The sequence below is a fragment of the Thermococcus fumicolans genome (assembly GCF_055386755.1).
In genome coordinates, this window is sequence record NZ_AP042424.1 from 256,358 (window position 1) to 278,275 (window position 21,918).

Below are 21,918 nucleotides of genomic sequence, written 5' to 3' on the forward strand. Positions count from 1 at the left end.
CTTTTACCCCCACAGAGGGTACTCCAGACGGTGATGATGATGGCCCGGAAAAAGAAGGATGAAATTAAAGAGCTCGAGGAGTTCGAGGAGCTCGAGGTTGTTGAGGGCGAGCCAGAGCCTAAGACACGCTCATCCGGTAAAAAGGAAGTTAAAAACCTTGAGGATCTGCCCGGAGTTGGTCCAGCCACTGCCGAGAAGCTCCGTGAGGCGGGCTACGACACAATCGAGGCCATAGCAGTTGCTTCTCCCCTGGAGCTCAAGGAGATCGCGGGAATAAGCGAGGGTGCTGCACTCAAGATAATCCAAGCTGCTAGGGAAGCCGCCAACATCGGGACGTTTATGAGGGCCGACGAGTACATGCAGAAGAGAACCACCATAGGCAAGATCTCCACAGGGAGCAAGAGCCTCGACAAGCTCCTCGGCGGTGGAATCGAGACTCAGGCATAACGGAGGTATTTGGAGAGTTTGGCAGTGGCAAGACTCAGCTCGCCCACACTCTAGCTGTTATGGTACAGAAGCCCCCCGAGGAGGGAGGCCTCGGAGGTTCGGTCATCTGGATCGACACGGAGAACACCTTCAGGCCCGAGAGGATAAGGCAGATAGCTGAAAACCGCGGCCTCGATCCGGACGAGGTTCTGAAGAACATCTACGTCGCTCGCGCTTTCAACAGCAATCACCAGATGCTCCTCGTTGAGAAGGCCGAGGAGATAATCAAGGAGAGGGCCGAGACGGACAGGCCGGTAAAGCTGCTCGTCGTTGACTCCCTCATGGCCCACTTCAGGAGCGAGTACGTCGGCAGGGGGACTTTGGCGGAGAGACAGCAGAAGCTGGCCAAGCACCTCGCCGACCTCCACCGCCTCGCTGACCTCTACGACATAGCGGTCTTCGTGACCAACCAGGTTCAGGCGAAGCCAGATGCCTTCTTCGGTGACCCGACGAGGCCCGTCGGCGGCCACATCTTAGCGCACTCCGCGACCCTCAGGATCTACCTGAGAAAGGGTAAGGCCGGGAAGAGGGTTGCTAGGCTGATAGACAGCCCCCACCTGCCTGAGGGTGAAGCCGTCTTCAGGATAACCGAGAAGGGGGCGGAGGATTAAACTTTTTAACCTCCCCCCGGACTTTTCTCCATGTCCCTTGACAAGGTCGTTGTTTCAGTGAACCCCTCCACGGAGGAGCTAGTTAAAATCGTTGATTCAGCCCTCCTTAGCGAGGCTTTGCTGACGATCTTCGCCCGCTGTACTGTTCACTACGACGGCAGGGCCAAGAGCGAGCTCGGGCCCGGGGACAGGGTTATAATCATCAAGCCCGACGGGTCCTTTCTCATACATCAGAGCAGGAAGAGGGAGCCCGTGAACTGGCAGCCCCCTGGCAGCAGGGTGAGGCTTGAACTTCGCGAGAGACCCGTTTTAGTGTCCGTCCGTAGGAAGCCTAGGGAGGTTCTGGAGGTGGAACTTGAGGAGGTCTACTTGGTTTCCCTCTTCCGCGCCGAGGACTATGAGGAGTTGGCTTTGACGGGAAGCGAGGCCGAGATGGCGGAGCTAATCTTTGAAAACCCCGGGCTCATAGAGCCGGGCTTCAAGCCCCTCTTCCGCGAGAAGCCCATAAAGCACGGCATCGTTGACATCCTCGGGAGGGACTCGGACGGCAATCTGGTTGTGCTCGAGCTGAAGAGGCGCAGGGCGGAACTCCACGCCGTCAGCCAGCTCAAGCGCTACGTTGAGGCCCTCAGGGAGGAGCACGGGGAAAGCGTTAGGGGGATCCTTGTGGCGCCATCCCTAACCTCCGGGGCGAAAAAGCTCCTCGAAAAGGAGGGCCTGGAGTTCCGTAAGCTTGAACCCCCAAAGCGTTCTGGAAAATCCAAGGGCCGACAGACGACGCTCCTTTAGCCCATCCCCATCTCCTGAGGCATCAGTTCGCGGATCTCCACGGTTATCATGTTGCGCCGCCTTTTGATTTCAACGACCCTTCCGAGGCCAACCAGTCTGATCCTGGCCCTGCAGACCGTGACCTCCCTCTCGTCGCTCTCCTCCCAAGGTATTCTAGTCTCAAGCTCTTCCATGCCGAGGAGCTCCGCCAGAAGGCCCTCAGTACCAACGTCAACGTCGCTGAAGGGGTCGTAGGTCAAGAAGAGTCTCATGGCCTTCTCCAGCGCTTCCTCGACGGCCAGGACGTTCCTCGCGCCCCTGAGCTCAATGGTTCTATAGGGGTTCCTCATCAGCTCGTCCAGTACGCGCCGAGAGATACCCGCTAAGACCACCGCCTCCATGCTCCCACCTCACAGGTAGATGCTCTCGTACTGTTTTTCGGCTTTCTTCCTCGCCTGCTCCATCTGCTCGTGCATCCTCCTGAGCTGCTCCTCTATGGCCCTCGCCTCCTGGAGTAGCGGTTCGGTTGACACCTCCAGCGGAACGAGCTTCTTGAGGGCCTCAATAACGTTGGCGGCCGCTTTTGGATCCGGCCTGTCCCCGAAGGTCTCCCCGAGGAGGACGTAGGCGTCCAGGTTGTTCCTGCTCGCTTCCAGAAGAAGCCTGCCGCTCATCCCCATTATCGAGCCGTACTGAAGGAGCTTGACCCCCTTCTCCTCGAGCTCCCTGTTGAGCTCATCCCTTGCCCCGACGCCCCAGACGTCCATCCTCTCCTTGAAGAAGCCTATCCCTATGCCGCCCATGGAGATGACCTTCTCCGCCTTTCTCTCCCTCAGGTAAGAAACGAGCTCCCTGACTATCTCGTTGACGAGCGTTGGGGTGACGTATATGTCGGCGACGGCGACGATTATGTTGTCCTTCCCGTAGAAGCGCAGGGGAGGGTTCGGCTTTCCCTCGAGGATGAGTGCCATCGGGGGGATGAACTGGCTCTCGACGTAGCCTATCATCTCCATCCCGAGCTCCTTGGCGAGGAAGTTCGCCGCTATGTGGCCGACCAGTCCAACGCCGGGATAGCCCTCTATCAGGATCGGCCGCTCGATCTCCGGCAGAACTATATTGACGGGTTTTTCGCTTCCCATCCTCCAGCACCCCCGAAGAATTTAATTCCAAAAGGTTATTAAATTTTCGGAGTTCCCTTTCCACTGGAAAGGCAACCCTTAAATAACTCGGGCGGTATTTTTACAGGGTGATGTCTATGGTGAAGATCGGTATCATCGGCGGTTCTGGGGTTTACGGCGTCTTCGAGCCCAAGGAGACGGTGAAGGTGCACACCCCCTACGGCAGGCCGTCCGCTCCAGTGGAAATAGGCGAAATCGAGGGCGTGGAGGTTGCCTTCATCCCGAGGCACGGGAAGAACCACGAGTTCCCGCCGCACGAGGTTCCCTACAGGGCGAACATCTGGGCGCTCCACGAGCTCGGCGTTGAGCGCGTCATAGGAGTTACCGCCGTCGGCTCGCTCCGCGAGGAGTACAAGCCGGGCGACATCGTCATAACAGATCAGTTCATCGACTTCACGAAGAAGAGAGAGTACACCTTCTACAACGGTCCCAGAGTGGCCCACGTCTCGATGGCCGACCCCTTCTGCCCCGAGATGAGGAAGATATTCTATGAGACGGCAAAGGAGCTCGGTTTCCCAGTTCACGAGAAGGGCACCTACGTCTGCATTGAAGGCCCGCGCTTCTCGACGAGGGCCGAGAGCTTCATGTTCAGGCAGTACGCCCACATCATCGGAATGACCCTCGTCCCGGAGATAAACCTCGCGCGCGAGCTCGGAATGTGCTACGCGAACATCGCCACCGTTACAGACTACGACGTCTGGGCCGACAAGCCGGTGGATGCTCAGGAGGTTCTCAAGGTCATGGCAGAGAACAACTACAAGGTCCAGGAGCTGCTCAAGAAGGCCATCCCGAGGATTCCGGAGGAGAGGAAGTGCGGCTGTGCCGACGTGCTGAAGAGCATGTTCGTCTGATACTTCTTGCCGTTTTTATGTTCATTTTAACGCGTTTATTTTCACTTTTGGACAGCTATGGCAAAAATTTTTAAGCGTTCTCTCCATCTGGCTTCTGGTGGTCTTAAATGCGCAGGGGTGTAATCTTTGCTTCCATAGTGATTTCTGTGGTTTTCCTGCTCTCTGGTTTTGCGAGCGCCTACGAGTTTCAGGCCTATGGCTACGTCACCAAGGTCGTCGACGGCGACACCGTCTGGTTCCACTCCTACTACGGCTACCGCGCGGGAGAGACCTTCAAAGTCCGCTTCGCCGACATAAACGCCCCGGAGATATACACCGACGAAGGAAAGGAATCCAAGGCGGCTTTGGAGTGGCTCTTCGACACCTACGGCCGCTACGTCTACCTCGACGTTGACGACGTTTACGAGACCGACCACTACGGAAGGGTCGTGGCGGTCGTATACCTCCCGTTCTGGTATTACGGCTACGCTTTAAACGTCAACGAGTGGCTTGTTGAGGCAGGCTATGCATCCATCTGGGATCACTACAACGAGTTCAACCCCTATTCCTGGAGACTCTGGGTTCCACTCTGATTTCGCTTTACCCTCTTCTTTAAGAAGAAACCCGAGAGGTTGGGATGATGGACAAAAAATGATAGGGGGTTTAAAATCGCCTTTTCTTCATCAGCACTGGGATCATGCCCAGTCCAACTATTGCCGCTGGGCCGCAGATGCCCCCACCGCTGCCTTTAACCACGTTCGAGTCTTCCAGCTTCACTGTTATCGAGATGGAAAAACCGAAGAGGTTGGCCTCCCCGGATCCCTCTTTTTGTATCCCCGTTTTTGTGTCGTATTTGGCGTATCCCTCTATGAGGCCTCCCGTTATGTCCACTTTTCCGTCTTTGGGGAGTTTGGACGGGTCGGCGTATATGTCTCCGTCGCTGGGGTCTTTGTCCCAGGGTATAGTTCTGGTATCCCCGACTTTTTCTATGTCGTCCCCGAAGACCTCCTTGTATTTGTCAACGTCTCCGGAGATGTCTGTGATTTTGACCGTGAATCCGTTATCATCGACCTTTATCACCTCGTATTTTATGTGGACTGTTCCCTCTATCTTCTCCCCGCCCCCGCTTGCCTTGAAGTGTACCTTGTACTTGAACCAGTCGCCTTCTTTTAGCGGGTGGTTGCTGGTTGTTGAAGCCGCGTTTATCGCAGGTAAAACTAAACCGAGGGCCACAATTATGCTGAAAACAAAAACCACTCTTTTATTCATGGTTAGTTCACCCCCTTTAGTTCGTGCAGAATAAACATTGACTAAAGTTGTTTATAACTCTTACTAACTGTCCAAAACCGTGTGGCCAGGTCTCGACACCTTTTTAACTTCCACCGGAAACACTCCCCTTTAAGAGGTGATGCCCGTGAGCATTCTCATCAGGAACGGTCACGTTATCTACGGCGAGGACTTCGAGGTCGTCAAGGCTGACGTTCTGGTAGAGGGAAACCGGATAGTGAAGGTGGCCAAGAACATAAAAGAGGGCGCCGACACGGTTATAGACGCCACGGGGAGGGTGGTTTCCCCTGGATTCGTCAACCTTCACACCCACTCGCCGATGGGGCTCCTCAGGGGTTTGGCCGACGATCTCCCTCTCATGGAGTGGCTTGAGAAGCACATCTGGCCCAGGGAGGCGAAGCTGACGGGGGAGACCATAAAGGTCGGGGCCTACCTCGGTGCCCTTGAGATGATAAAGACCGGCACTACTACCTTCCTCGACATGTACTTTCACATGGACGCCGTTGGTGAAGCCGTCCTTGAGAGCGGCCTGAGGGGGTACCTCTCCTACGGCATGATAGACCTCGGCGATCCCGAGAGGACGGAGAAGGAGATAAGGGAAGCGCTCCGCGAGATGAGGGAGATAGAGAAGCTGAAATCCGAGAGGGTTCGGTTCGTATTCGGACCTCATGCACCATACACCTGTTCCCTGGCTTTGCTTGAGCGCGTGAGAGAGCTCGCGAGCGAGCACGGGAAGCTCATAACCATCCACGTGAGTGAAACGATGAGCGAGGTCGGGAGGATATTCGAGCGCTACGGCAAGAGCCCCGTTGAGCTCCTCGATGAGATAGACTTCTGGGGAAAGGACGTTATAATAGCGCACGGTGTCTGGCTTGACAGCAGGGACGTTCAGATTCTGGCGAGGCACGGCGTTACCGTCGCCCACAACCCCGGCAGCAACATGAAGTTGGCAAGCGGTGTCATGCCCATAGAGAAGCTCCTCAACGCCGGCGTCAACGTCGGCCTCGGCACCGATGGAGCCGCCAGCAACAACAACCTCGACATGCTGGAGGAGATGAAGTTAGCCGCCCTCCTCCACAAGGTGCACAACTTAAACCCCACTGTTGCCGATGCCAAAACCGTCTTCAGGATGGCCACGCTCAACGGCGCAAAGGCCCTCGGAATCAAGGCGGGCATGATAAAGGAGGGCTACCTCGCTGACTTGGCGATAATCGACTTCAACAAACCTCACCTCAGGCCGATAAACAACGTCATCAGCCACCTCGTCTACTCAGCGAACGGAAACGACGTCGAGACGACGATAGTGGATGGGAAAATCCTCATGCTCGACAGGGAAGTGCTCACCCTCGACGAGGAGAAAATCTTGGGGGAGGCAGAAAAGGCGGTGGGCAGTTTGCTTTGAATTTAAGATTTTAAAAATCAGCCCCCGAAGTACTCCTGGACCAGTTCCTTTGCCGAGGGCTTGTACAGCTCGAGGACGTCTATCTTCTCTATAACGTTTCCCTCGCGGAGCTTGAGCTTCACCTTCCCCCCGTAGACCTGTAGATCATCGAGCATGCCGTATATAGCGTCTTCAGCCTCCAAAGGGGTTTTGAACTTCATGATGTACTCCTCCCCCTCAGAAAGGATGAGCTTGATCCAGTACTCGTTTTTCCGCTTGAAAGGCCTCGTTACCTTGGGCTTGAAGTTGTCGATGATTATTTCCACGGGATCCACCTCCGCGCTTAATGATCTTAAGTCTCTCTAAACCTTTTAGGCTTTGAATTTTTAAGGGTTCCGACTGAACGGGAGGTCGAGGTTCAGCCTCTTGGCGGTCTCCGCGATGTCCTCCAGCGGGACCACGGCGCTTCTGGCTCCCACTTTTTGAACCGTTAGGTATGCCAGCAGCATTCCGAGCTTCGCCGAGTCCCTCAAAGACCAGCCCCTCAGCCTGCCGTACACCACGCCGGCGTCAAAAGCGTCCCCGGCACCGGTAGAATCTACCACTTTGGCGCTCAGTCCCCTTATCTCCTCGACCTCTCCGTCCGCGCCCCTGATTAGGGCCCCACCACCGTTCAGGGTTATGATGAGGTTCTTGGCCCCGCAGAGGCTTGGGTCAAGGGAGCCGAACTTCCGTCTGTACTCGTCCTCGTTCATCAGGAGGTAGTCTATCTTCTCCTCCACGCCGGCGGGTATTCTGGCCTCCCCGATGTCGAGGGAGACTGTTATACCGTTCTCGCTGGCGAAGTTGACGGCCTCTACTATTATCCTCTCTGGGTTCGAGGACAGGTGGACGTGCTTGGCCCTTCCCAGGTATTCGAAGTCGATCTCCCTCTTCTCGTTTGCCCCCAGGTACTTGACGATCCTCTTGTCCTCCCCATGGATTATGGCTATTGCGACACCAGACGGGGCGTCCACTACCTTTATGCCCCCGGTATCGACCCCTATGCTCCTGAAGTACCTCAGGTGGGACTCGCCTATCTCGTCGTTTCCGACGGCCCCTATGAAGCCCGTCTTTACCCCCATGTGAGCGAGCCAGGTTATCGTGTTCCCTGCAGCTCCTCCAAGTCCGAAGAACGCTTTTTTGGCCGCTATCTTCTCGTGGAACTCGGGGAACCTGTCAACCAGCATTATGATGTCGTAGTTGAGGTTTCCGATACCAATGACTTCCATCTTTCCTCCCCCCATCCTAGTTGTCCTCGCCCCTTATCTGGTTTTTCCTGCCAGACCACAAATTATTTAAAGTGGGTTAGGCTAGCCAAAACGGAAACTGAGCCTGTTTTCAATATCATGGGGGGCCGATCATGGAGGACGTCATCAAGCGCATTGTTGATGCGGAGAAGGAGGCAGAGGCGCGTATTGAGGCCGCGAAGGGAGAGGCTAAGAAGATAGTTGAAGACGCCAAGGTTGAAGCCAGGGCCATTGAGGAAGAGATCCTTGAGTCTGCCCGTAAGGAAGGGGACGCCCTCGTTGAGAGCGCCCGTAAGGAGGGTGAGGAGGAGGCCAAGAGGATCCTCGCCGAGGGAGATAGGGAGATCGAGGACATGAAGGTTAGGGCCACTCAGAACTTCGAGAAGGCCGTCTCCGCTGCCATAGAACTTGTGAGAGGGAGTTGAGCATGTTCAGGCCGGCTCCGATGCTCAAGGTCGAGCTCATAACCCTTGAGAGGTACAGGGACAGGTTGCTTACCTACCTCCACGAGGCCGGTGTCATTGAAATCCGGGAGGTGGATGTGGGAATAGCCCAGAGGGACGCCCCCAACGAGTTCTACAGGAAGGCCGCCTCCTACGCGATAACGATCTCACGAATGGCCGAGTTCCTCAGGGCGCACCTTCCGAGAAAGGGCGGTGGCCTGAAGGAGTTCATCTTCCCGCCCGAACCCGAGAAGAGGGAGTACCCCTACAGGAGCATTGAGGATCTCATAAAGGACACTGAAAGGTTCCTGGATAACGTTGAGCCTGTCATCAGGGCCACCGAGGCAAAGATAAACTCCATAAACACCGAGATCGAGAGGATAAAGTCGAGCATAGAGACCCTTGAGCTCCTGTCGGCGTTCAACGTTGACTCCTCTTACCTCAGGCACTCCGGAACCGTCACCGTCCTCGTTGGGACGGTTGACAGGGCAAAATTCCCGGCCCTCGAGGAAGAGCTCAAGAAGTCCGTCGAGGGCAGGATCGTGATAGTCCCCAAGAGCCTCAAGGACAGCGTTGTTATGGCGGTCGCCTTCCTCTCCAAGGACTACGACAAGGTCAACCCGGTTCTTGCCAAGCACTCCTTCGAGAGGATCGAGGTTCCGGAAGGGGAGGGAACTCCCAGGGAGCTCCTCTCCGAGTACAGCAGGCAGTTGGCCAGGAAGAGGGAGGAGCTTGAGGAGGCCCACAGAGAGGCCGAACGGATAGCCGAGAAGTACTACGACGACGTCAGGTTCTACCTCGAGCTCATGGAGAACGAGCGCAACAAGGCCAACGCCCTGGGCATGCTCGCCAGAACCAACATGACATTCGCCCTGACCGGCTGGGTTCCGGAGGAGGACGCGGGCAAGGTGGAGGAGGGGATAAAGAGGATCACCGAGGGCAAGGTTTACGTCTCATTCAAGAAGCCGAGCGAGGAGGAACTCGACGAGATCCCGATAAAGCTCAAGAACCCCGGCTGGGCCAGACCCTTTGAGATGCTCACCGAGATGTACGGCGTCCCGAAGTACAACGAGATCGACCCGACGCCGATAATAGCGTTCACCTACTCGTTCTTCTTCGGCTTCATGCTCACCGACTTCCTCTACGGTCTCATCGTCGGAATCGTCGCGGCTTTGCTGGTCAAGGGACACAGGAAGTTCAACGACGGAACCTACAAGTTCTCCTACACGCTCCTCTGGAGCTCGTTCTTCACCATGGCCATGGGCGCTCTCTTCGGCAGCTTCTTCGGGAACGCGCTGGACATAGTGGGCGCCACCTTGACTGGGAATCCAAACTTCCAGATGTGGCGCATAACAGACCCGCTCAAGGACCCGATGTTCGTGCTCATACTGGCGCTCGCGATAGGTCTGGCCCACCTCTTCGTAGGTTATACCTTGGGCTTCATAGTCAAGTGGAAGAACGGCGACAAGAGGGGCGCGCTACTCGACCAGCTCTCGTGGATGCTCATAATCCTGGCCATAGTGCTCTTCGCCACAGGAAAGGACGTTCCAGCCTTCATGAGCGGTGCCAAGGTGCTGTTCGGGGCAGGGCTCCTGCTCTTCGCGGTCGGGGAAGTGGTCAGCAACGGCGGCCTAGCGGCCCTGCTGCTTATCTCGGACTTCTTCGGCTTCGTGGGAACGTGGCTCAGCTACGCTAGGCTGATGGCGCTGGCCCTAGCTACCAGCGGAATAGCGATGGTCATCAACGTCCTGGTTCAGATGATATGGGGCGTCAAGTTCCTCTACCTGGGCCCGATCCTCGGAGTGGTGTTGTTCTTCGGCGGTCAGATATTCTCCACCGCCATCAACGCCCTCGGAGCCTTCGTTCACTCTCTCCGTCTTCAGTACGTTGAGTTTTTTGGAACGTTCTACTCAGGTGATGGCAAGCCCTTCGAGCCCTTCAGGGCGAGGAGGGAAGTTTCAAAGCTTAAGGTCGAAACTGGAACCGAATGAGGAGGTGTTTGAGGTATGGATCCGATAGTTTACGTATCCCTTGGAGCCGCCCTCGCGGCGGGAATAGCTGGTGCGGCTTCGGCGTTCGGCGTTGGTATAGCAGGTGCAGCTGCGGCAGGGGCTGTGGCAGAGGACGAGAAGAACTTCAAGAACGCCCTCATCCTTGAGGGCCTGCCAATGACCCAGAGCATCTACGGGCTCATCACCCTGTTCCTGATCCTGATGAGCTCCGGCATCATAGGCGGCAGCTTCAAGTTCGCCCAGGCCACCATGGACAACATAGTTAAGAGCGCCATCCTCATGGGAGCCGGCCTTACCGTCGGCCTCACCGGCCTCTCGGCCATACCGCAGGGTATCATCTCCGGCGCCAGCATCGGTGCCGTCGCCAAGAACCCGAAGACTTTCACCCAGGGAATCATATTCGCCGCTATGGCCGAGACCATGGCCATCTTCGGTCTCGTCGGTGCCCTCATCATGATAGCCACCGGCGTTGGCCTCTGAACCCTTTCCCTTTCCATTAACCAACGGAGGAGTGGAGATGGAGGGTGCAGAACTCATAATCCAGGAGATCCACAGGGAGGCGGAGCAGAAGGTTCAGTACATACTCAGCGAAGCCAGGGAAGAGGCCGAGAGGATAAAGGCCGAGGCCGAGAAGAGGGCCAGATCACAGGCCGAGTGGATACTCAGGAAGGCCAAGACCCAGGCCGAGATAGAGAAGCAGAGGATAATCGCCAACGCCCGCCTTGAGGTCAGGAAGAAGAAGCTAGCCGTCCAGGAGGGGCTCATAGCCGAGGTCCTCAGCGCCATGAGGGAGAGGCTCGCAAGCCTTCCGGATGACGAGTACTTCGAGGTTCTAGTGAGGCTGGCCAAAGAAGCCGTTGGGGAACTCGGGGTCAGCGCGGTTGTCGTGAGGTCCAACGAGAGGACCCTCAGCCTCCTGGAGTCCAGGATGGAGGAGTTCTCAAGGGCGGTTGGGGTAGAGGTCTCACTTGGCGAGCCCATTGAGGTCATCGGCGGCCTCATAGTCGAGGATAGGGAAGGGAAGGTCAGGGTTGACAACACCTTCGATGCCAGAATCGAGAGGATGGGTAACGAGCTCAGGGCCGAGATAGCCAAGGCTCTCTTCGGGTGAGGGACATGGGGGCAGAGGGCACCGTAACTGCAATACTCGACACGACCCTCGGGGTGATCTTCACCTGGCTTGGCTGGAAGACCTACAAGATACTGTGGAAGTACACCCCCTACTCCTACCCTAACGCGAGGATAAACGCCATGGAGGCCAAACTCCTGACTGACCAGAGGTTCAACGAGCTGGCCGAGAGCAGAACGCTCCAGAACTTCATAGTCAACCTCGAGGACACCGACTACAAGGCCCACCTGGGGGCAGTTTCAGAGGATCCCCTGGAGATCGAGAAGGCCTTCGAGAGGGCCCTGGCCTCGACGTACCTCCTCATGGAGGAGATCCTCCCGGACAGGGTGAGCGGGTTCTTCAGGCTACTGCTTGAGGAGTGGGACGTCAGGAACATAGCCAACGTGGTGAAGGCCAAGATCAAGGGGGAGCCGGCGGTTGACTACATCGTTGAGATAGGCACCATGGTTCCCAAGGTCAAGGCCATGGCAGAGGCGAAGACCATGGAGGAGATACTCGTCATCCTCGAGGGCACGCCGTACGAGGAACTCTACCAGAAGCTTCTCCTCGGGGAGATGGGGGTCAGCGACTTTGAGACCGCCCTTTACAGGGTCTACTACTCGAAGCTCCTCTCCTACGCCCTCTCAAAGAAGGACGAGGAGAGGACCATACTTGAGGAGTTCGTGAGAACCAAGATCGACATCAAGAACGTCATGACAGTGCTGAGGGCCAAGAGGGCTGGGCTTCCTGGGGAGGCCATCAAGCCCCACCTGATACCTGGTGGAAGCGTTAAGCTCGACCCGGCTCTGAACGTTGACGACTTGGGAATGGCCCTGGCCGAGCTCGACTCCACCAAGTACGGGAAGGTCCTCAGGGACGTCAGGGAGAGGGCCGAAAACGACCTCAGCGTCGTTGAGAACGCCCTCTGGGAGCACCTGCTCCGGAGGATGGGAGAGCTCACGAGGTTCTACCCGCTCAGCGTGGCGACGCCGCTGGCCTACATAATGAAGAAGGAGCGGGAGGTCAGGAAGCTCAAGGCGGTTGCGAAGCTGATAGCGGATGGAGTCGAGCCCGAGAGAATCAAAGCGATTATCGGGGAGGAGGCGGCATGAAGATAGCTGTGATGGGGGATCCTGACACGGCCCTGGGCTTCAAGCTGGCCGGTGTTCACGAGGTTTACTCCTTTGGATCGGACCCCCTTGAACTGGAGAGGGCTAACAACAAGCTCAGAGAGCTTATAGGGCGTGGAGACGTCGGGATAATCCTGATAACTGAGGGGCTTGCCCAGAGGATGGAGATCCCCGAGGTCAAGTTTCCGATCATCCTTCAGGTGCCGGACAAGTCCGGTTCGAGGTTTGGAGAGGCCCAGCTGAGGGAGATAGTTAGGAGGGCGATTGGTGTTGAGCTGAAGAGGTGAAGGGAAATGGGAAGGATAATTCGCGTTACCGGTCCGCTGGTCGTTGCCGACGGCATGAAAGGGTCGAAGATGTACGAGGTCGTCCGCGTTGGAGAGATGGGTCTCATAGGAGAAATCATCCGCCTTGAAGGTGACAGGGCAGTCATCCAGGTCTACGAGGAGACCGCCGGTATAAGACCCGGCGAGCCGGTCGAGGGAACCGGTGCCTCGCTCAGCGTCGAGCTCGGTCCGGGACTGCTCACTGCAATGTACGACGGTATCCAGAGGCCGCTTGAGGTTCTTAGGCAGATGAGCGGCGACTTCATAGCGAGGGGTCTCACCGCTCCGGCCCTGCCGAGGGACAAGAAGTGGCACTTCACTCCGAAGGTCAAGGTCGGCGACAAGGTCGTCGGCGGCGACATCCTCGGTGTGGTTCCAGAGACCAGCATCATCGAGCACAGAATCCTCGTTCCCCCGTGGGTTGAGGGAGAGATAGTCGAGATCGCCGAGGAGGGCGACTACACCATCGAGGAGGTCATAGCCAAGGTCAAGAAGCCCGATGGCAGCATAGAGGAGCTCAAGATGTACCACAAGTGGCCCGTCCGTGTCAAGAGGCCCTACAAGAACAAGCTCCCGCCCGAGGTTCCGCTCATCACCGGACAGAGAACGATAGACACCTTTTTCAGCCAGGCCAAGGGTGGGACTGCTGCCATTCCAGGCCCGTTCGGTTCCGGTAAGACCGTCACCCAGCACCAGCTGGCCAAGTGGAGTGACGCCCAGGTGGTAGTTTACATCGGCTGCGGTGAGCGCGGTAACGAGATGACCGACGTTCTCGAGGAGTTCCCGAAGCTCAAGGACCCGAAGACCGGAAAGCCCCTCATGGAGAGGACGGTCCTCATAGCCAACACCTCGAACATGCCGGTCGCTGCCCGTGAGGCTTCAATCTACACCGGAATCACCATCGCCGAGTACTTCAGGGACATGGGCTACGACGTGGCTCTGATGGCCGATTCAACGAGCAGGTGGGCCGAGGCGCTCCGTGAGATTTCGGGAAGGCTTGAGGAGATGCCCGGTGAGGAGGGTTATCCAGCATACCTCGCCTCGAAGATAGCGGAGTTCTACGAGAGGGCCGGTCGCGTTGTGACCCTCGGAAGCGACGAGAGAATCGGCAGTGTCTCGGTCATAGGTGCCGTTTCACCGCCCGGCGGTGACTTCAGCGAGCCTGTCGTCCAGAACACCCTCCGTGTCGTCAAGGTCTTCTGGGCGCTCGATGCTGACCTGGCTAGAAGAAGGCACTTCCCGGCAATCAACTGGCTGAGGAGCTACTCTCTCTACGTCGACTCGATACAGGACTGGTGGCACAGGAACGTTGACCCAGAGTGGAGGAAGATGCGCGATACAGCGATGGCCCTCCTACAGAAGGAGGCCGAGCTCCAGGAGATTGTCCGTATCGTAGGTCCCGATGCACTACCTGACAGGGAGAAGGCCATACTCATCGTCACCAGGATGATACGTGAGGACTACCTCCAGCAGGACGCTTTCGACGAGGTCGACACCTACTGCCCGCCGAAGAAGCAGGTCACCATGATGCGCGTCATCCTCAACTTCTACGAGAAGACGATGGAAGCGGTTGACCGCGGTGTCCCGGTCGACGAGATAGCCAAGCTCCCGGTCAGGGAGAAGATAGGCCGTATGAAGTACGAGCCCGAGGTTGAGAAGGTCAAGGCTCTCATCGAGGAAACCAACCAGCAGTTTGAGGAGCTGTTTAAGAAGTACGGGGCGTGATGCTGATGCCGGGAATGGAGTACTCAACCGTTAGCAAGATTTACGGGCCGCTCATGATCGTCCAGGGCGTCAAGGGCGTCGCCTACGGTGAGGTCGTCGAGATTGAGACCGAGAGCGGGGAGAAGAGGAAGGGACAGGTCCTCGAGGCAAGGGAGGACATGGCCATCGTCCAGGTCTTCGAGGGTACCCGCGATTTGGACGTCAAGACCACGCGCGTCCGCTTCACCGGCGAGACCCTCAAGGTTCCCGTTTCAATGGACATGCTCGGAAGGATATTCAACGGCATCGGTAAGCCCATTGATGGAGGACCAGAGATCATCCCGGAGGACAGGCGCGACGTTCACGGCGCGCCGCTTAACCCTGTCGCCCGTGCCTACCCGAGGGACTTCATCCAGACCGGTGTGAGCGCGATAGACGGAATGAACACCCTCATCCGCGGCCAGAAGCTGCCCATCTTCAGCGGTTCTGGACTGCCGCACAACATGCTCGCGGCCCAGATAGCCAGGCAGGCGAAGGTCCTCGGTGAGGAGGAGCAGTTCGCCGTCGTCTTCGCGGCGATGGGTATCACCTACGAGGAGGCCAACTTCTTCAAGAAGAGCTTCGAGGAGACCGGTGCCATAGAGAGAGCAGTGCTCTTCCTCAACCTCGCCGACGACCCGGCCATCGAGCGCATCATCACCCCGCGTATGGCCCTCACCGTCGCCGAGTACCTCGCCTTCGACTACGACATGCAGGTGCTTGTCATCCTCACCGACATGACCAACTACGCCGAGGCCCTCCGTGAGATTTCAGCGGCGAGGGAAGAGGTTCCCGGAAGGCGCGGTTATCCGGGTTACATGTACACCGACCTTGCCACAATCTACGAGCGTGCCGGCCGTGTCAGGGGCAGGAAGGGTTCGATCACGCAGGTGCCTATCCTGACGATGCCCGACGACGACATCACCCACCCGATTCCGGACCTCACCGGTTACATCACCGAGGGCCAGATAGTCCTCAGCAGAGAACTCCACAGGAAGGGTATCTACCCGCCCATCGACGTTCTCCCGAGCCTCAGCCGTCTGATGAAGGACGGCATTGGTAAGGGAATGACCAGGGAAGATCACCCACAGCTCAGCCAGCAGCTCTACGCGGCCTACGCAGAAGGAAGGTCGCTCAGGGACCTCGTCGCCGTCGTCGGTGAAGAGGCCCTCAGCGAGACCGACAGGAAGTACCTCAAGTTTGCGGACAGGTTTGAGCGTGAATTCGTCGCCCAGCGCTACGACGAGGACAGGAGCATCTTCGAGACCCTCGACCTCGGCTGGGAACTCCTGGCAGAGCTTCCTGAGAGCGAGCTGAAGCGTGTCAGGAAGGAGTACATCCTCAAGTACCACCCGAAGTACAGGAAGAGGGCTTAACGCCCTTCAAATTTTTAGGTGGTCGAGATGGCAGAGTTGCTCAACGTGAAGCCGACGCGAATGGAGCTCCTCAACCTCAAGAGGCGCATCACCCTCGCCAAGAAGGGCCACAAGCTCCTCAAGGACAAGCAGGACGCTTTAGTAATGGAGTTCTTCACTATCTACGACGAGGCCCTCCAGCTCAGGGAGGAACTCAACAGGAAGATGGAGGCCGCCTTTGAGGCCCTCACAAAGGCACAGCTCGACGTGGGGACCCTGCAGATTAGGGAGGCGGCCCTAGCGGTCAGCCCAAACAGGGAGGTCGAGATAAGGCAGAGGAACGTCATGGGTGTTCCGGTTCCGCTCATAGAGGCCGAGAGCTTCAAGAGGAGCGCCGGAGAGAGGGGCTACGCCTTCGTTTCCACGAGCCCCTTGGTCGACACTGCCGCCGAGAAGTTCGAGGAAGTTCTCGACTTGGCAGTTCGCCTTGCGGAGGTCGAGGAGACCCTCAAGAGGCTCGCCAAGGAGATCGAAACCACCAAAAGGCGCGTCAACGCGCTGGAGTACATCATAATACCGCGCATGGAGGCGACCGTAAAGTTCATCAAGCAACGCTTGGACGAGATGGAGCGCGAGAACTTCTTCAGGCTCAAGAGGGTTAAAGCTTTGATCGAAGCGAGGAGCCAGGGTTCCTGATACGGCCTTTTGGCCCCCCATATTTCTCCTCCCGTTTATGTAGGTGTTTATGTAGGCAAATCGCTTAAATATGCTTTTCTCCTAGAATTATCGGTGGTGTGCATGGGCGAGTACTTCATAGAACCCGGCCTCGATCCCAGAAAGGATCACGTCCTCTACAGGGATGAGGAGCACCTGGTTGTGTACCTCGGGACCCAGGAGGGCAGCGAGGACGTGGACGTCAACACCTACCTCATAGTCAGCAGGGGCAAGGGGATCCTCATAGACCCTGGGGGGTATAAGATCTTCTCGAAGGTTCTCGCCAACGCGTCCAAGTACGTTGACCCCAGGAACATCGAGTACGTCTACATCTGCCACCAGGATCCCGATGTTGCCGGAAGCCTGCCCCTCTGGAGGGAGGTCAGTAACGCGAAGATAATAACCCACTGGCTGTGGACCAGGTTCCTTCCGCACTTCGGCTTCGAGGACGCTAGAGCTGTTACCCACGAGCTCCCGGACGAAGGCGAGACCATGAGCTTCGGCGCAACGACTCTGGAGTTCATCCCGGCGCACTTCCTCCACAGCCCGGGCCACTTCACGATATACGATCGCAGGAGCAAGTTCCTGTTCTCAGGAGATATCGGCATAGCCCTCCTCGATGAGCCCTACATCGTAGTGGAGAACATGGAGCGCCACATACAGGCCATGAAGCCCGTTCACGAGAGGCTCATGAGCAGCAACAAGGCCATAAGGGCGTGGCTGAGCAGGATTCGCGGGCTGGAGATTAAGGCCGTTCTCCCCCAGCACGGGGCTATAATCCCCGAGAGGTACGTGAGCAGGTTCTTTGACTTCCTGGAGAACCTCAAATGCGGTATAGACTTCTACCGCTGAGGTGATACTATGGACATCAGAAGCCTCGAAAAAGCCTCCAGTGCCCTCGCACAGTCCGTTAGGATAAAAACCTCGAGCAGGGAGTCTAGCAAGATAATCGACGAGCTGGCAGATCAGATAAGCGGCAAGTTCCTTGAGAACAACGCCGTCATTTTGAGCAACATCGAGAAACTCTCCCAGGTCATGAAGGAGCTTGAAACTTTCCAGCGGGAGTTCCTGCCATTCTTCCAGAGGTTCGAGGTCTTTGCCAAGGAATTCAACACCCTCGTCGAGAACCTCGAGTACGTATCGAGGATAAGTGACTCGATAGCGAGCGTTGCGAAGCAGACGAACCTGGTGGCCTTAAACGCTTCTATCGAGGCTGCTAGGGCTGGAGATGCTGGAAGAGGTTTTGCTGTGGTTGCAGAGGAGATAAGGAAGATGGCAATCCAGACCATGAACCTGGCCAACGAGATAAAGGAGTTCAACACCAAGGTCATGGGCCAGCTTGAGACCCTCAGGGGGGCCCTCGACGTCATGGATCGGATTAAGGAGGGAACCGACATCCTCGGGAGGGATATAGAGGTCATAGTCGAGCTGAGCAACGTGCTGAGCGAGATCTCGAAGGAGCAGGAGGAGATAGTGAACGACATCAGGAGGCTTGACGGAATAGCTATCGCCCTCAGGAAGTTCTCGGAGATGCAGGACAGGTATAACAAGGAGCTGGCTTCCCTTCTGCGTATGCTAGCTAGTGAGTACGCCAAAGAGAGCGGTGGTGGTTGAGGATGGTTGAGAAGCTCTTTTACGTCGATCCTTACCTTAAAGAAGCCGATGCCCGTGTGCTCGAGGTTAAAGACCTCGGGAACGGTAGAGTGGCACTTAGGCTCGACAGGACGATATTCTATCCGGAAGGCGGCGGCCAGCCGTCGGATAGAGGAATCATAGAGGGCAACGGCTTCAAAGTAACGGTTGAGCACGTTAAGGAAACCGAGGATGTGTGGCACGAGGGAATGCTTGAGGGAAGGCTTCCGAAGCCAGGTGACAGCGTTAGAATGGCCCTCGATTGGGAGCGGAGATACGAGAACATGAGGAACCACACGGGCCAGCACGTTCTCTCAGCGGTTCTCAAAAAGCTCTACGGCCTAGAAACGACGGGCTTTCAGATATTCGAGGGTTACAACAAGATAGAGGTCGACGGCGAGATCGACTGGGAGATGATTGAGAGGGCCGAGATTGAGGCCAACGAGATCGTTTCTAAGGGTCTTCCAGTCACTGTTGAGGAGTACAAATACCTACCCGACGACGTCGTGGCCATACTGAGAAAACACGTCAGCAAGGTGAAGGACAAGGTAAGGATAGTTAGGATAGGAGAGGTCGACGTTACGCCCTGCGGGGGAACCCACGTTAAGAACACCTCCGAGATCGGCCTCATAAAGGTCGTCAACGTTTATAAAAAGAGCAGGAACCTCTGGAGGATAGAGTTCGTCTGCGGCAACAGGGCCTTTAGGTACCTCAACGACATGCTGAAAGACTACTGGGCAAGTCTTGACGAGATGCCCAACAAGAACCGCCCGCTCGTTGAAAGGGTTAGGGAGCTGAAGAATGAACTAGAAGAGCTCGAAACCGAGAAGGATTTCCTCAGGAGAAGCCTCTGGGAGTGGAAGGCGAGAGCTTTGCTCAAGGACGCTCAAGAAATCGGCGGTGTCAGGGTCGTTGCGCACCTGGAGAGCGCTCCCCTAAAGGACGCCCAGGCCTTCGTGGTTCACCTCGTTGACAAGAACCCCAACACCGTTGCCGTTCTCGTCGGGGAAAACTACGTTATCCTTGCGAAAAACAAGGATGTTGAAGGATTGGCAATGAACGAGCTCCTCCAGGAGGTTCTGAAGGAAACCGGCGGTGGCGGGGGTGGTAGCGAGGTTTTGGCCAGGGGCGGCGGATTTAAGGTGAGACCGGAGGACGTCATGGACTTAGCCCTGGAAAAGCTGAAAGGGGCCCTCTCCTGATAGTCCCGGCGATTTTCCTTAGATCTTTTCTAGGGACATCCTGTCCTCCATGTCCCTGTTGATCAGCACGAAGGCGAGGGCGAATATCCCGAGGGCGAGGGTTATTGGCAGCACCTCCCACCAGTAGATGGTCACGTGTGGGTTCTCTATCACCACAGACGCCATCAGCGTTCCCCAGTTGAAACCCGGGGTGGCCCTGAAGAAGCCCAGCAGTGAGATCAGGGCCACCACCCTCGGAACCAACAGCGTTAGCTGGTATACCCCGTACGGGATGACGACTTTAAGTATGTGGTTCCTCAGTATCCACCACCTGTCCCCACCGAGGCTCACGGCGGACTCTATGTACTCCTTCTTGATCTCCGTCTCCACCATCACCTTTACGTTCCTCGATATCTTGCCTGAGAGCAGGAAGCCCAGTATCAGGATGAACGAACCCATGGACATCTGGAGCACCCCGTTGGGCCCCACCTCTCCCTCCACAGGGACGAGGGCGATCATCACCGGGAGCAGGGGAGTTATGGCCGAGATCTTCGAGACTGCGTCGGAAAATACCCCGGCTGCCCCGCTAAGGCCGCCGCTTATCCCGAGCAGGGTTCCGATAAAAGTTGCCAGCAGGCTCGTGAGGAGTACTAGTATCATGGTCTCCCGGAGTCCCCACAGGAACCCGGCCCACAGGTCCCGCCTTTTGACGTCCGTCCCCATCAGGCCATAGACCCTTCCAACCACAAAGACCCGGGGTTTGGCCGACGATACGATCGTGATCCTGTACTTCCCCTGGTCTGGTACTATCCTCCCGCTCTCGTTTTTAAAGAACAGTGGCTTTAGAGCGTCCCCAAAAAGAACGTCGGTTTCGGTGACGTCCATTCCCTTCTCCCTTCCGATCTCGATGAGCTTCTTAACGTTTGTCCTGAGGGATATTTCCTCCACTATGAGGGAGTTGTAGAGAACGTAGCTCTTGCCCTCAGGCGTCGTCAGGGTTATCCTTATCCTCTCAAACCTGGTTCTGTTGAACACTATCCTTATGTCCTGAGGGGCCCGGGGGTAGTGGAAGTCGTACTCAAAGACGTGCAGTCTTCCCTCCTCCTTTGTGGGCTTGAGAACAGTGTTTGGGGGCTCTTTGGAGCCAAAGAGGTTGACCCATTCCGGTGGTGCGAGTTTGGGGTTCTTGAGCCAGTAGTTCCCGTTGTACCAGTTGTCGATGTCATCCTTGTTGACGAAGTGAGGAGCTAGTAGGGCGCCCAGGAGGTAGAGCCCTATGATGGCTAGGGAGATCGTGAGCTTGGGGGACGGCCTTCGCTTCATAGGTTCATCTCCCTCCTTGTCCTCGGGTCGAGCCTGACGTAGAGGCTCTCCAGAACGACCGTTGTTATGAAGTACAGGAGCATCATCACGAAGGTCGCGAAGAACAGCTCCTTGGGCCAGTAGAATATCTTCACGCCCTCCACTTCCTCCTTAACGATCCTCAGGGACATTCCCATCAGCCATCCAACGCCGTGAATGTCGAAGATAAGCTCAACGACCAAAACGCTAGCCAGGATGTCGAGGAAGTTGTAGGTTGTGAAGGTCAGGAACGAGGGAAAGCTGGTTCTGAGGAGTTTCCTCATTATCCTCCCATCGGGGAGGCCCCTGGCCTTGTCGTACAGGACGGGGGGGCTCTCGCTCTCGAACTTTATGAAGTTGCGTACGTTGAAGGCGTAGTCCCAGACGAGGGAAGTTACGAGCGTTATCACGGGGAGGATCATACCGGCCAAGTATGCCAACGCCGTGGGGCTACCGTTTATGAAAGCATCCCTCAAGTACCTCTCGAAGTCCACTGGGAACACCGACAGCTTCCAGTAGAAAAGATACAGGAAGAGGATAGCTAAGAACCACGAGGGGATTCCCGAGAAGAGCGGGGCGAGCGCTGTTATGACCTTGTCGACTTTGCCGCCCTTGTAACCGGCCCTTAGCCCTAGGTAGAGCCCGAGGGGTACTATCATCGCCGCCGTCAGAAGCAGGAGGATCAGGCTCTTGACGAGGTAGGAGTAGAGCGGGTTTCCGTACTGGTCTCTCTCGTTCGGGTGGGTGAGGAACCAGTAGGTCCAGTTGAAGTACCCCTTTACTAGCTTCCATTTGTCGTCGACACCGAGCTGTTTTTCCGTCAGCTTTTCGGCCTTCTCCTCGATGTTCCCGGTGGCGTTTTCGTACTTGAGCCTCATGAGGTTCTGCCTGTAGAGTTTGTCGTTGTTGTAGACCATGGCCTTCGCCTCCCCCATGGCCACGATATAGCCGAACACGATAAGGATCAGGACTAGAATCAGGAGGTTCTTGATGAATATTCCTATGTATACGTGCCATCTTTTGGACATCTGACACCCCGGTTTTACTCTGATGTTAATCATTTATAACGGTTACGCACTTCATTTAAAACCTGCGAGTTCAGC

General features: G+C 56.6%; 23 protein-coding genes and 1 pseudogene. 17 read left to right on the forward strand and 7 right to left on the reverse strand.

The window, feature by feature from the left end:
- Nucleotides 1-39 precede the first annotated feature (39 nt).
- A pseudogene (radA, locus tag ACZ5AM_RS01325) lies at nucleotides 40-1,097 on the forward strand (DNA repair and recombination protein RadA).
- Between the two features lie 30 nt (nucleotides 1,098-1,127).
- Nucleotides 1,128-1,886 (forward strand): endonuclease NucS, encoded by a 759-nt coding sequence (nucS, locus tag ACZ5AM_RS01330; protein ID WP_464915176.1) that lies wholly within the window; start codon nucleotides 1,128-1,130, stop codon nucleotides 1,884-1,886.
- Here the strand turns inward: nucS and ACZ5AM_RS01335 are convergent.
- A complete protein-coding gene (locus tag ACZ5AM_RS01335) occupies nucleotides 1,883-2,266 on the reverse strand; it encodes a DUF473 family protein (protein WP_464915177.1) in 384 nt (127 codons plus the stop codon). The two genes, nucS and ACZ5AM_RS01335, sit on opposite strands and share 4 nt — an antisense overlap.
- Nucleotides 2,267-2,275: 9 nt before the next feature.
- The gene (locus ACZ5AM_RS01340; protein ID WP_464915178.1) at nucleotides 2,276-3,004 is read right to left on the reverse strand and encodes a proteasome assembly chaperone family protein; all 729 of its coding nucleotides are present in this window, start codon (nucleotides 3,002-3,004) and stop codon (nucleotides 2,276-2,278) included.
- 116 nt (nucleotides 3,005-3,120) lie between these two features.
- On the opposite strand from ACZ5AM_RS01340, the gene ACZ5AM_RS01345 reads away from it, so the two are divergent.
- Both ACZ5AM_RS01345 and ACZ5AM_RS01350 read left to right on the forward strand, forming a co-directional pair.
- Nucleotides 3,121-3,894, forward strand: a complete 774-nt coding sequence (locus ACZ5AM_RS01345; RefSeq protein ID WP_464915863.1) for an S-methyl-5'-thioadenosine phosphorylase — start codon at nucleotides 3,121-3,123, stop codon at nucleotides 3,892-3,894.
- Nucleotides 3,895-4,001: 107 nt separating this feature from the next.
- Nucleotides 4,002-4,466 carry a thermonuclease family protein gene (locus ACZ5AM_RS01350; protein ID WP_464915179.1) on the forward strand — a complete coding sequence of 155 codons (465 nt, stop codon included), beginning with the start codon at nucleotides 4,002-4,004 and terminating at the stop codon, nucleotides 4,464-4,466.
- A 70-nt stretch (nucleotides 4,467-4,536) separates the two neighbouring features.
- On the opposite strand, the gene ACZ5AM_RS01355 is transcribed toward ACZ5AM_RS01350, so the two are convergent.
- Nucleotides 4,537-5,142, reverse strand: coding sequence for a CGP-CTERM sorting domain-containing protein (locus ACZ5AM_RS01355; protein ID WP_464915180.1), 606 nt, complete (start codon nucleotides 5,140-5,142; stop codon nucleotides 4,537-4,539).
- A gap of 145 nt (nucleotides 5,143-5,287) precedes the next feature.
- On the opposite strand from ACZ5AM_RS01355, the gene ACZ5AM_RS01360 reads away from it, so the two are divergent.
- Complete coding sequence (locus ACZ5AM_RS01360; protein WP_464915864.1) at nucleotides 5,288-6,562, forward strand: amidohydrolase family protein; 1,275 nt, start codon at nucleotides 5,288-5,290, stop codon at nucleotides 6,560-6,562.
- Nucleotides 6,563-6,579: 17 nt separating this feature from the next.
- Here the strand turns inward: ACZ5AM_RS01360 and ACZ5AM_RS01365 are convergent, their stop codons facing one another.
- The gene (locus ACZ5AM_RS01365) at nucleotides 6,580-6,867 is read right to left on the reverse strand and encodes a hypothetical protein (protein WP_464915865.1); all 288 of its coding nucleotides are present in this window, start codon (nucleotides 6,865-6,867) and stop codon (nucleotides 6,580-6,582) included.
- Between the two features lie 60 nt (nucleotides 6,868-6,927).
- The gene (locus ACZ5AM_RS01370) at nucleotides 6,928-7,812 is read right to left on the reverse strand and encodes an ADP-dependent ribose-1-phosphate kinase (protein ID WP_464915181.1); all 885 of its coding nucleotides are present in this window, start codon (nucleotides 7,810-7,812) and stop codon (nucleotides 6,928-6,930) included.
- Nucleotides 7,813-7,943: 131 nt separating this feature from the next.
- Between ACZ5AM_RS01370 and ACZ5AM_RS01375 the strand changes: the two genes are divergently transcribed.
- The 12 genes from ACZ5AM_RS01375 to ACZ5AM_RS01430 all read left to right on the forward strand — a co-directional run bounded on the left by ACZ5AM_RS01375 (nucleotide 7,944) and on the right by ACZ5AM_RS01430 (nucleotide 19,495).
- Complete coding sequence (locus tag ACZ5AM_RS01375) at nucleotides 7,944-8,255, forward strand: V-type ATP synthase subunit H (protein WP_464915182.1); 312 nt, start codon at nucleotides 7,944-7,946, stop codon at nucleotides 8,253-8,255.
- A gap of 2 nt (nucleotides 8,256-8,257) precedes the next feature.
- The gene (locus ACZ5AM_RS01380; protein ID WP_464915183.1) at nucleotides 8,258-10,264 is read left to right on the forward strand and encodes a V-type ATP synthase subunit I; all 2,007 of its coding nucleotides are present in this window, start codon (nucleotides 8,258-8,260) and stop codon (nucleotides 10,262-10,264) included.
- A 15-nt stretch (nucleotides 10,265-10,279) separates the two neighbouring features.
- Complete coding sequence (locus ACZ5AM_RS01385) at nucleotides 10,280-10,765, forward strand: V-type ATP synthase subunit K (RefSeq protein WP_464915184.1); 486 nt, start codon at nucleotides 10,280-10,282, stop codon at nucleotides 10,763-10,765.
- A 37-nt stretch (nucleotides 10,766-10,802) separates the two neighbouring features.
- The gene (locus tag ACZ5AM_RS01390) at nucleotides 10,803-11,396 is read left to right on the forward strand and encodes a V-type ATP synthase subunit E (protein ID WP_464915185.1); all 594 of its coding nucleotides are present in this window, start codon (nucleotides 10,803-10,805) and stop codon (nucleotides 11,394-11,396) included.
- A 5-nt stretch (nucleotides 11,397-11,401) separates the two neighbouring features.
- The gene (locus ACZ5AM_RS01395) at nucleotides 11,402-12,505 is read left to right on the forward strand and encodes a V-type ATP synthase subunit C (protein WP_464915186.1); all 1,104 of its coding nucleotides are present in this window, start codon (nucleotides 11,402-11,404) and stop codon (nucleotides 12,503-12,505) included.
- Nucleotides 12,502-12,810: a V-type ATP synthase subunit F gene (locus ACZ5AM_RS01400; protein ID WP_464915187.1), complete on the forward strand. Its 309-nt coding sequence runs from the start codon at nucleotides 12,502-12,504 to the stop codon at nucleotides 12,808-12,810. Before ACZ5AM_RS01395 ends, ACZ5AM_RS01400 begins: the two co-directional genes overlap by 4 nt.
- A gap of 6 nt (nucleotides 12,811-12,816) precedes the next feature.
- Nucleotides 12,817-14,574 carry an ATP synthase subunit A gene (locus ACZ5AM_RS01405; protein WP_464915188.1) on the forward strand — a complete coding sequence of 586 codons (1,758 nt, stop codon included), beginning with the start codon at nucleotides 12,817-12,819 and terminating at the stop codon, nucleotides 14,572-14,574.
- A gap of 5 nt (nucleotides 14,575-14,579) precedes the next feature.
- Nucleotides 14,580-15,968, forward strand: a complete 1,389-nt coding sequence (locus tag ACZ5AM_RS01410) for an ATP synthase subunit B (RefSeq protein ID WP_464915189.1) — start codon at nucleotides 14,580-14,582, stop codon at nucleotides 15,966-15,968.
- A 27-nt stretch (nucleotides 15,969-15,995) separates the two neighbouring features.
- A complete protein-coding gene (locus tag ACZ5AM_RS01415; protein ID WP_464915190.1) occupies nucleotides 15,996-16,643 on the forward strand; it encodes a V-type ATP synthase subunit D in 648 nt (215 codons plus the stop codon).
- A gap of 102 nt (nucleotides 16,644-16,745) precedes the next feature.
- Nucleotides 16,746-17,513: an oxygen-binding di-iron domain-containing protein gene (locus tag ACZ5AM_RS01420; RefSeq protein ID WP_464915866.1), complete on the forward strand. Its 768-nt coding sequence runs from the start codon at nucleotides 16,746-16,748 to the stop codon at nucleotides 17,511-17,513.
- 9 nt (nucleotides 17,514-17,522) lie between these two features.
- Nucleotides 17,523-18,275, forward strand: a complete 753-nt coding sequence (locus ACZ5AM_RS01425) for a methyl-accepting chemotaxis protein (RefSeq protein WP_464915191.1) — start codon at nucleotides 17,523-17,525, stop codon at nucleotides 18,273-18,275.
- A 2-nt stretch (nucleotides 18,276-18,277) separates the two neighbouring features.
- Nucleotides 18,278-19,495 (forward strand): alanyl-tRNA editing protein, encoded by a 1,218-nt coding sequence (locus ACZ5AM_RS01430; RefSeq protein ID WP_464915192.1) that lies wholly within the window; start codon nucleotides 18,278-18,280, stop codon nucleotides 19,493-19,495.
- Between the two features lie 18 nt (nucleotides 19,496-19,513).
- On the opposite strand, the gene ACZ5AM_RS01435 is transcribed toward ACZ5AM_RS01430, so the two are convergent.
- Together ACZ5AM_RS01435 and ACZ5AM_RS01440 are read right to left on the reverse strand one after the other, a co-directional pair.
- Nucleotides 19,514-20,797 (reverse strand): ABC transporter permease, encoded by a 1,284-nt coding sequence (locus ACZ5AM_RS01435; RefSeq protein ID WP_464915193.1) that lies wholly within the window; start codon nucleotides 20,795-20,797, stop codon nucleotides 19,514-19,516.
- Nucleotides 20,794-21,876, reverse strand: a complete 1,083-nt coding sequence (locus tag ACZ5AM_RS01440) for an ABC transporter permease subunit (RefSeq protein WP_464915194.1) — start codon at nucleotides 21,874-21,876, stop codon at nucleotides 20,794-20,796. Before ACZ5AM_RS01440 ends, ACZ5AM_RS01435 begins: the two co-directional genes overlap by 4 nt.
- Between the last annotated feature and the right edge of the window lie 42 nt (nucleotides 21,877-21,918).

Bases quoted from the DNA above. Each gene is read 5' to 3' on its own strand.
- nucS (WP_464915176.1), top strand. From the start codon at position 1,128: ATGTCCCTTGACAAGGTCGTTGTTTCAGTGAACCCCTCCACGGAGGAG.
- ACZ5AM_RS01335 (WP_464915177.1), bottom strand. From the start codon at position 2,266: ATGGAGGCGGTGGTCTTAGCGGGTATCTCTCGGCGCGTACTGGACGAG.
- ACZ5AM_RS01340 (WP_464915178.1), bottom strand. From the start codon at position 3,004: ATGGGAAGCGAAAAACCCGTCAATATAGTTCTGCCGGAGATCGAGCGG.
- ACZ5AM_RS01345 (WP_464915863.1), top strand. From the start codon at position 3,121: ATGGTGAAGATCGGTATCATCGGCGGTTCTGGGGTTTACGGCGTCTTC.
- ACZ5AM_RS01350 (WP_464915179.1), top strand. From the start codon at position 4,002: ATGCGCAGGGGTGTAATCTTTGCTTCCATAGTGATTTCTGTGGTTTTC.
- ACZ5AM_RS01355 (WP_464915180.1), bottom strand. From the start codon at position 5,142: ATGAATAAAAGAGTGGTTTTTGTTTTCAGCATAATTGTGGCCCTCGGT.
- ACZ5AM_RS01370 (WP_464915181.1), bottom strand. From the start codon at position 7,812: ATGGAAGTCATTGGTATCGGAAACCTCAACTACGACATCATAATGCTG.
- ACZ5AM_RS01375 (WP_464915182.1), top strand. From the start codon at position 7,944: ATGGAGGACGTCATCAAGCGCATTGTTGATGCGGAGAAGGAGGCAGAG.
- ACZ5AM_RS01380 (WP_464915183.1), top strand. From the start codon at position 8,258: ATGTTCAGGCCGGCTCCGATGCTCAAGGTCGAGCTCATAACCCTTGAG.
- ACZ5AM_RS01385 (WP_464915184.1), top strand. From the start codon at position 10,280: ATGGATCCGATAGTTTACGTATCCCTTGGAGCCGCCCTCGCGGCGGGA.
- ACZ5AM_RS01390 (WP_464915185.1), top strand. From the start codon at position 10,803: ATGGAGGGTGCAGAACTCATAATCCAGGAGATCCACAGGGAGGCGGAG.
- ACZ5AM_RS01395 (WP_464915186.1), top strand. From the start codon at position 11,402: ATGGGGGCAGAGGGCACCGTAACTGCAATACTCGACACGACCCTCGGG.
- ACZ5AM_RS01400 (WP_464915187.1), top strand. From the start codon at position 12,502: ATGAAGATAGCTGTGATGGGGGATCCTGACACGGCCCTGGGCTTCAAG.
- ACZ5AM_RS01405 (WP_464915188.1), top strand. From the start codon at position 12,817: ATGGGAAGGATAATTCGCGTTACCGGTCCGCTGGTCGTTGCCGACGGC.
- ACZ5AM_RS01410 (WP_464915189.1), top strand. From the start codon at position 14,580: ATGCCGGGAATGGAGTACTCAACCGTTAGCAAGATTTACGGGCCGCTC.
- ACZ5AM_RS01415 (WP_464915190.1), top strand. From the start codon at position 15,996: ATGGCAGAGTTGCTCAACGTGAAGCCGACGCGAATGGAGCTCCTCAAC.
- ACZ5AM_RS01420 (WP_464915866.1), top strand. From the start codon at position 16,746: ATGGGCGAGTACTTCATAGAACCCGGCCTCGATCCCAGAAAGGATCAC.
- ACZ5AM_RS01425 (WP_464915191.1), top strand. From the start codon at position 17,523: ATGGACATCAGAAGCCTCGAAAAAGCCTCCAGTGCCCTCGCACAGTCC.
- ACZ5AM_RS01430 (WP_464915192.1), top strand. From the start codon at position 18,278: ATGGTTGAGAAGCTCTTTTACGTCGATCCTTACCTTAAAGAAGCCGAT.
- ACZ5AM_RS01435 (WP_464915193.1), bottom strand. From the start codon at position 20,797: ATGAAGCGAAGGCCGTCCCCCAAGCTCACGATCTCCCTAGCCATCATA.
- ACZ5AM_RS01440 (WP_464915194.1), bottom strand. From the start codon at position 21,876: ATGATTAACATCAGAGTAAAACCGGGGTGTCAGATGTCCAAAAGATGG.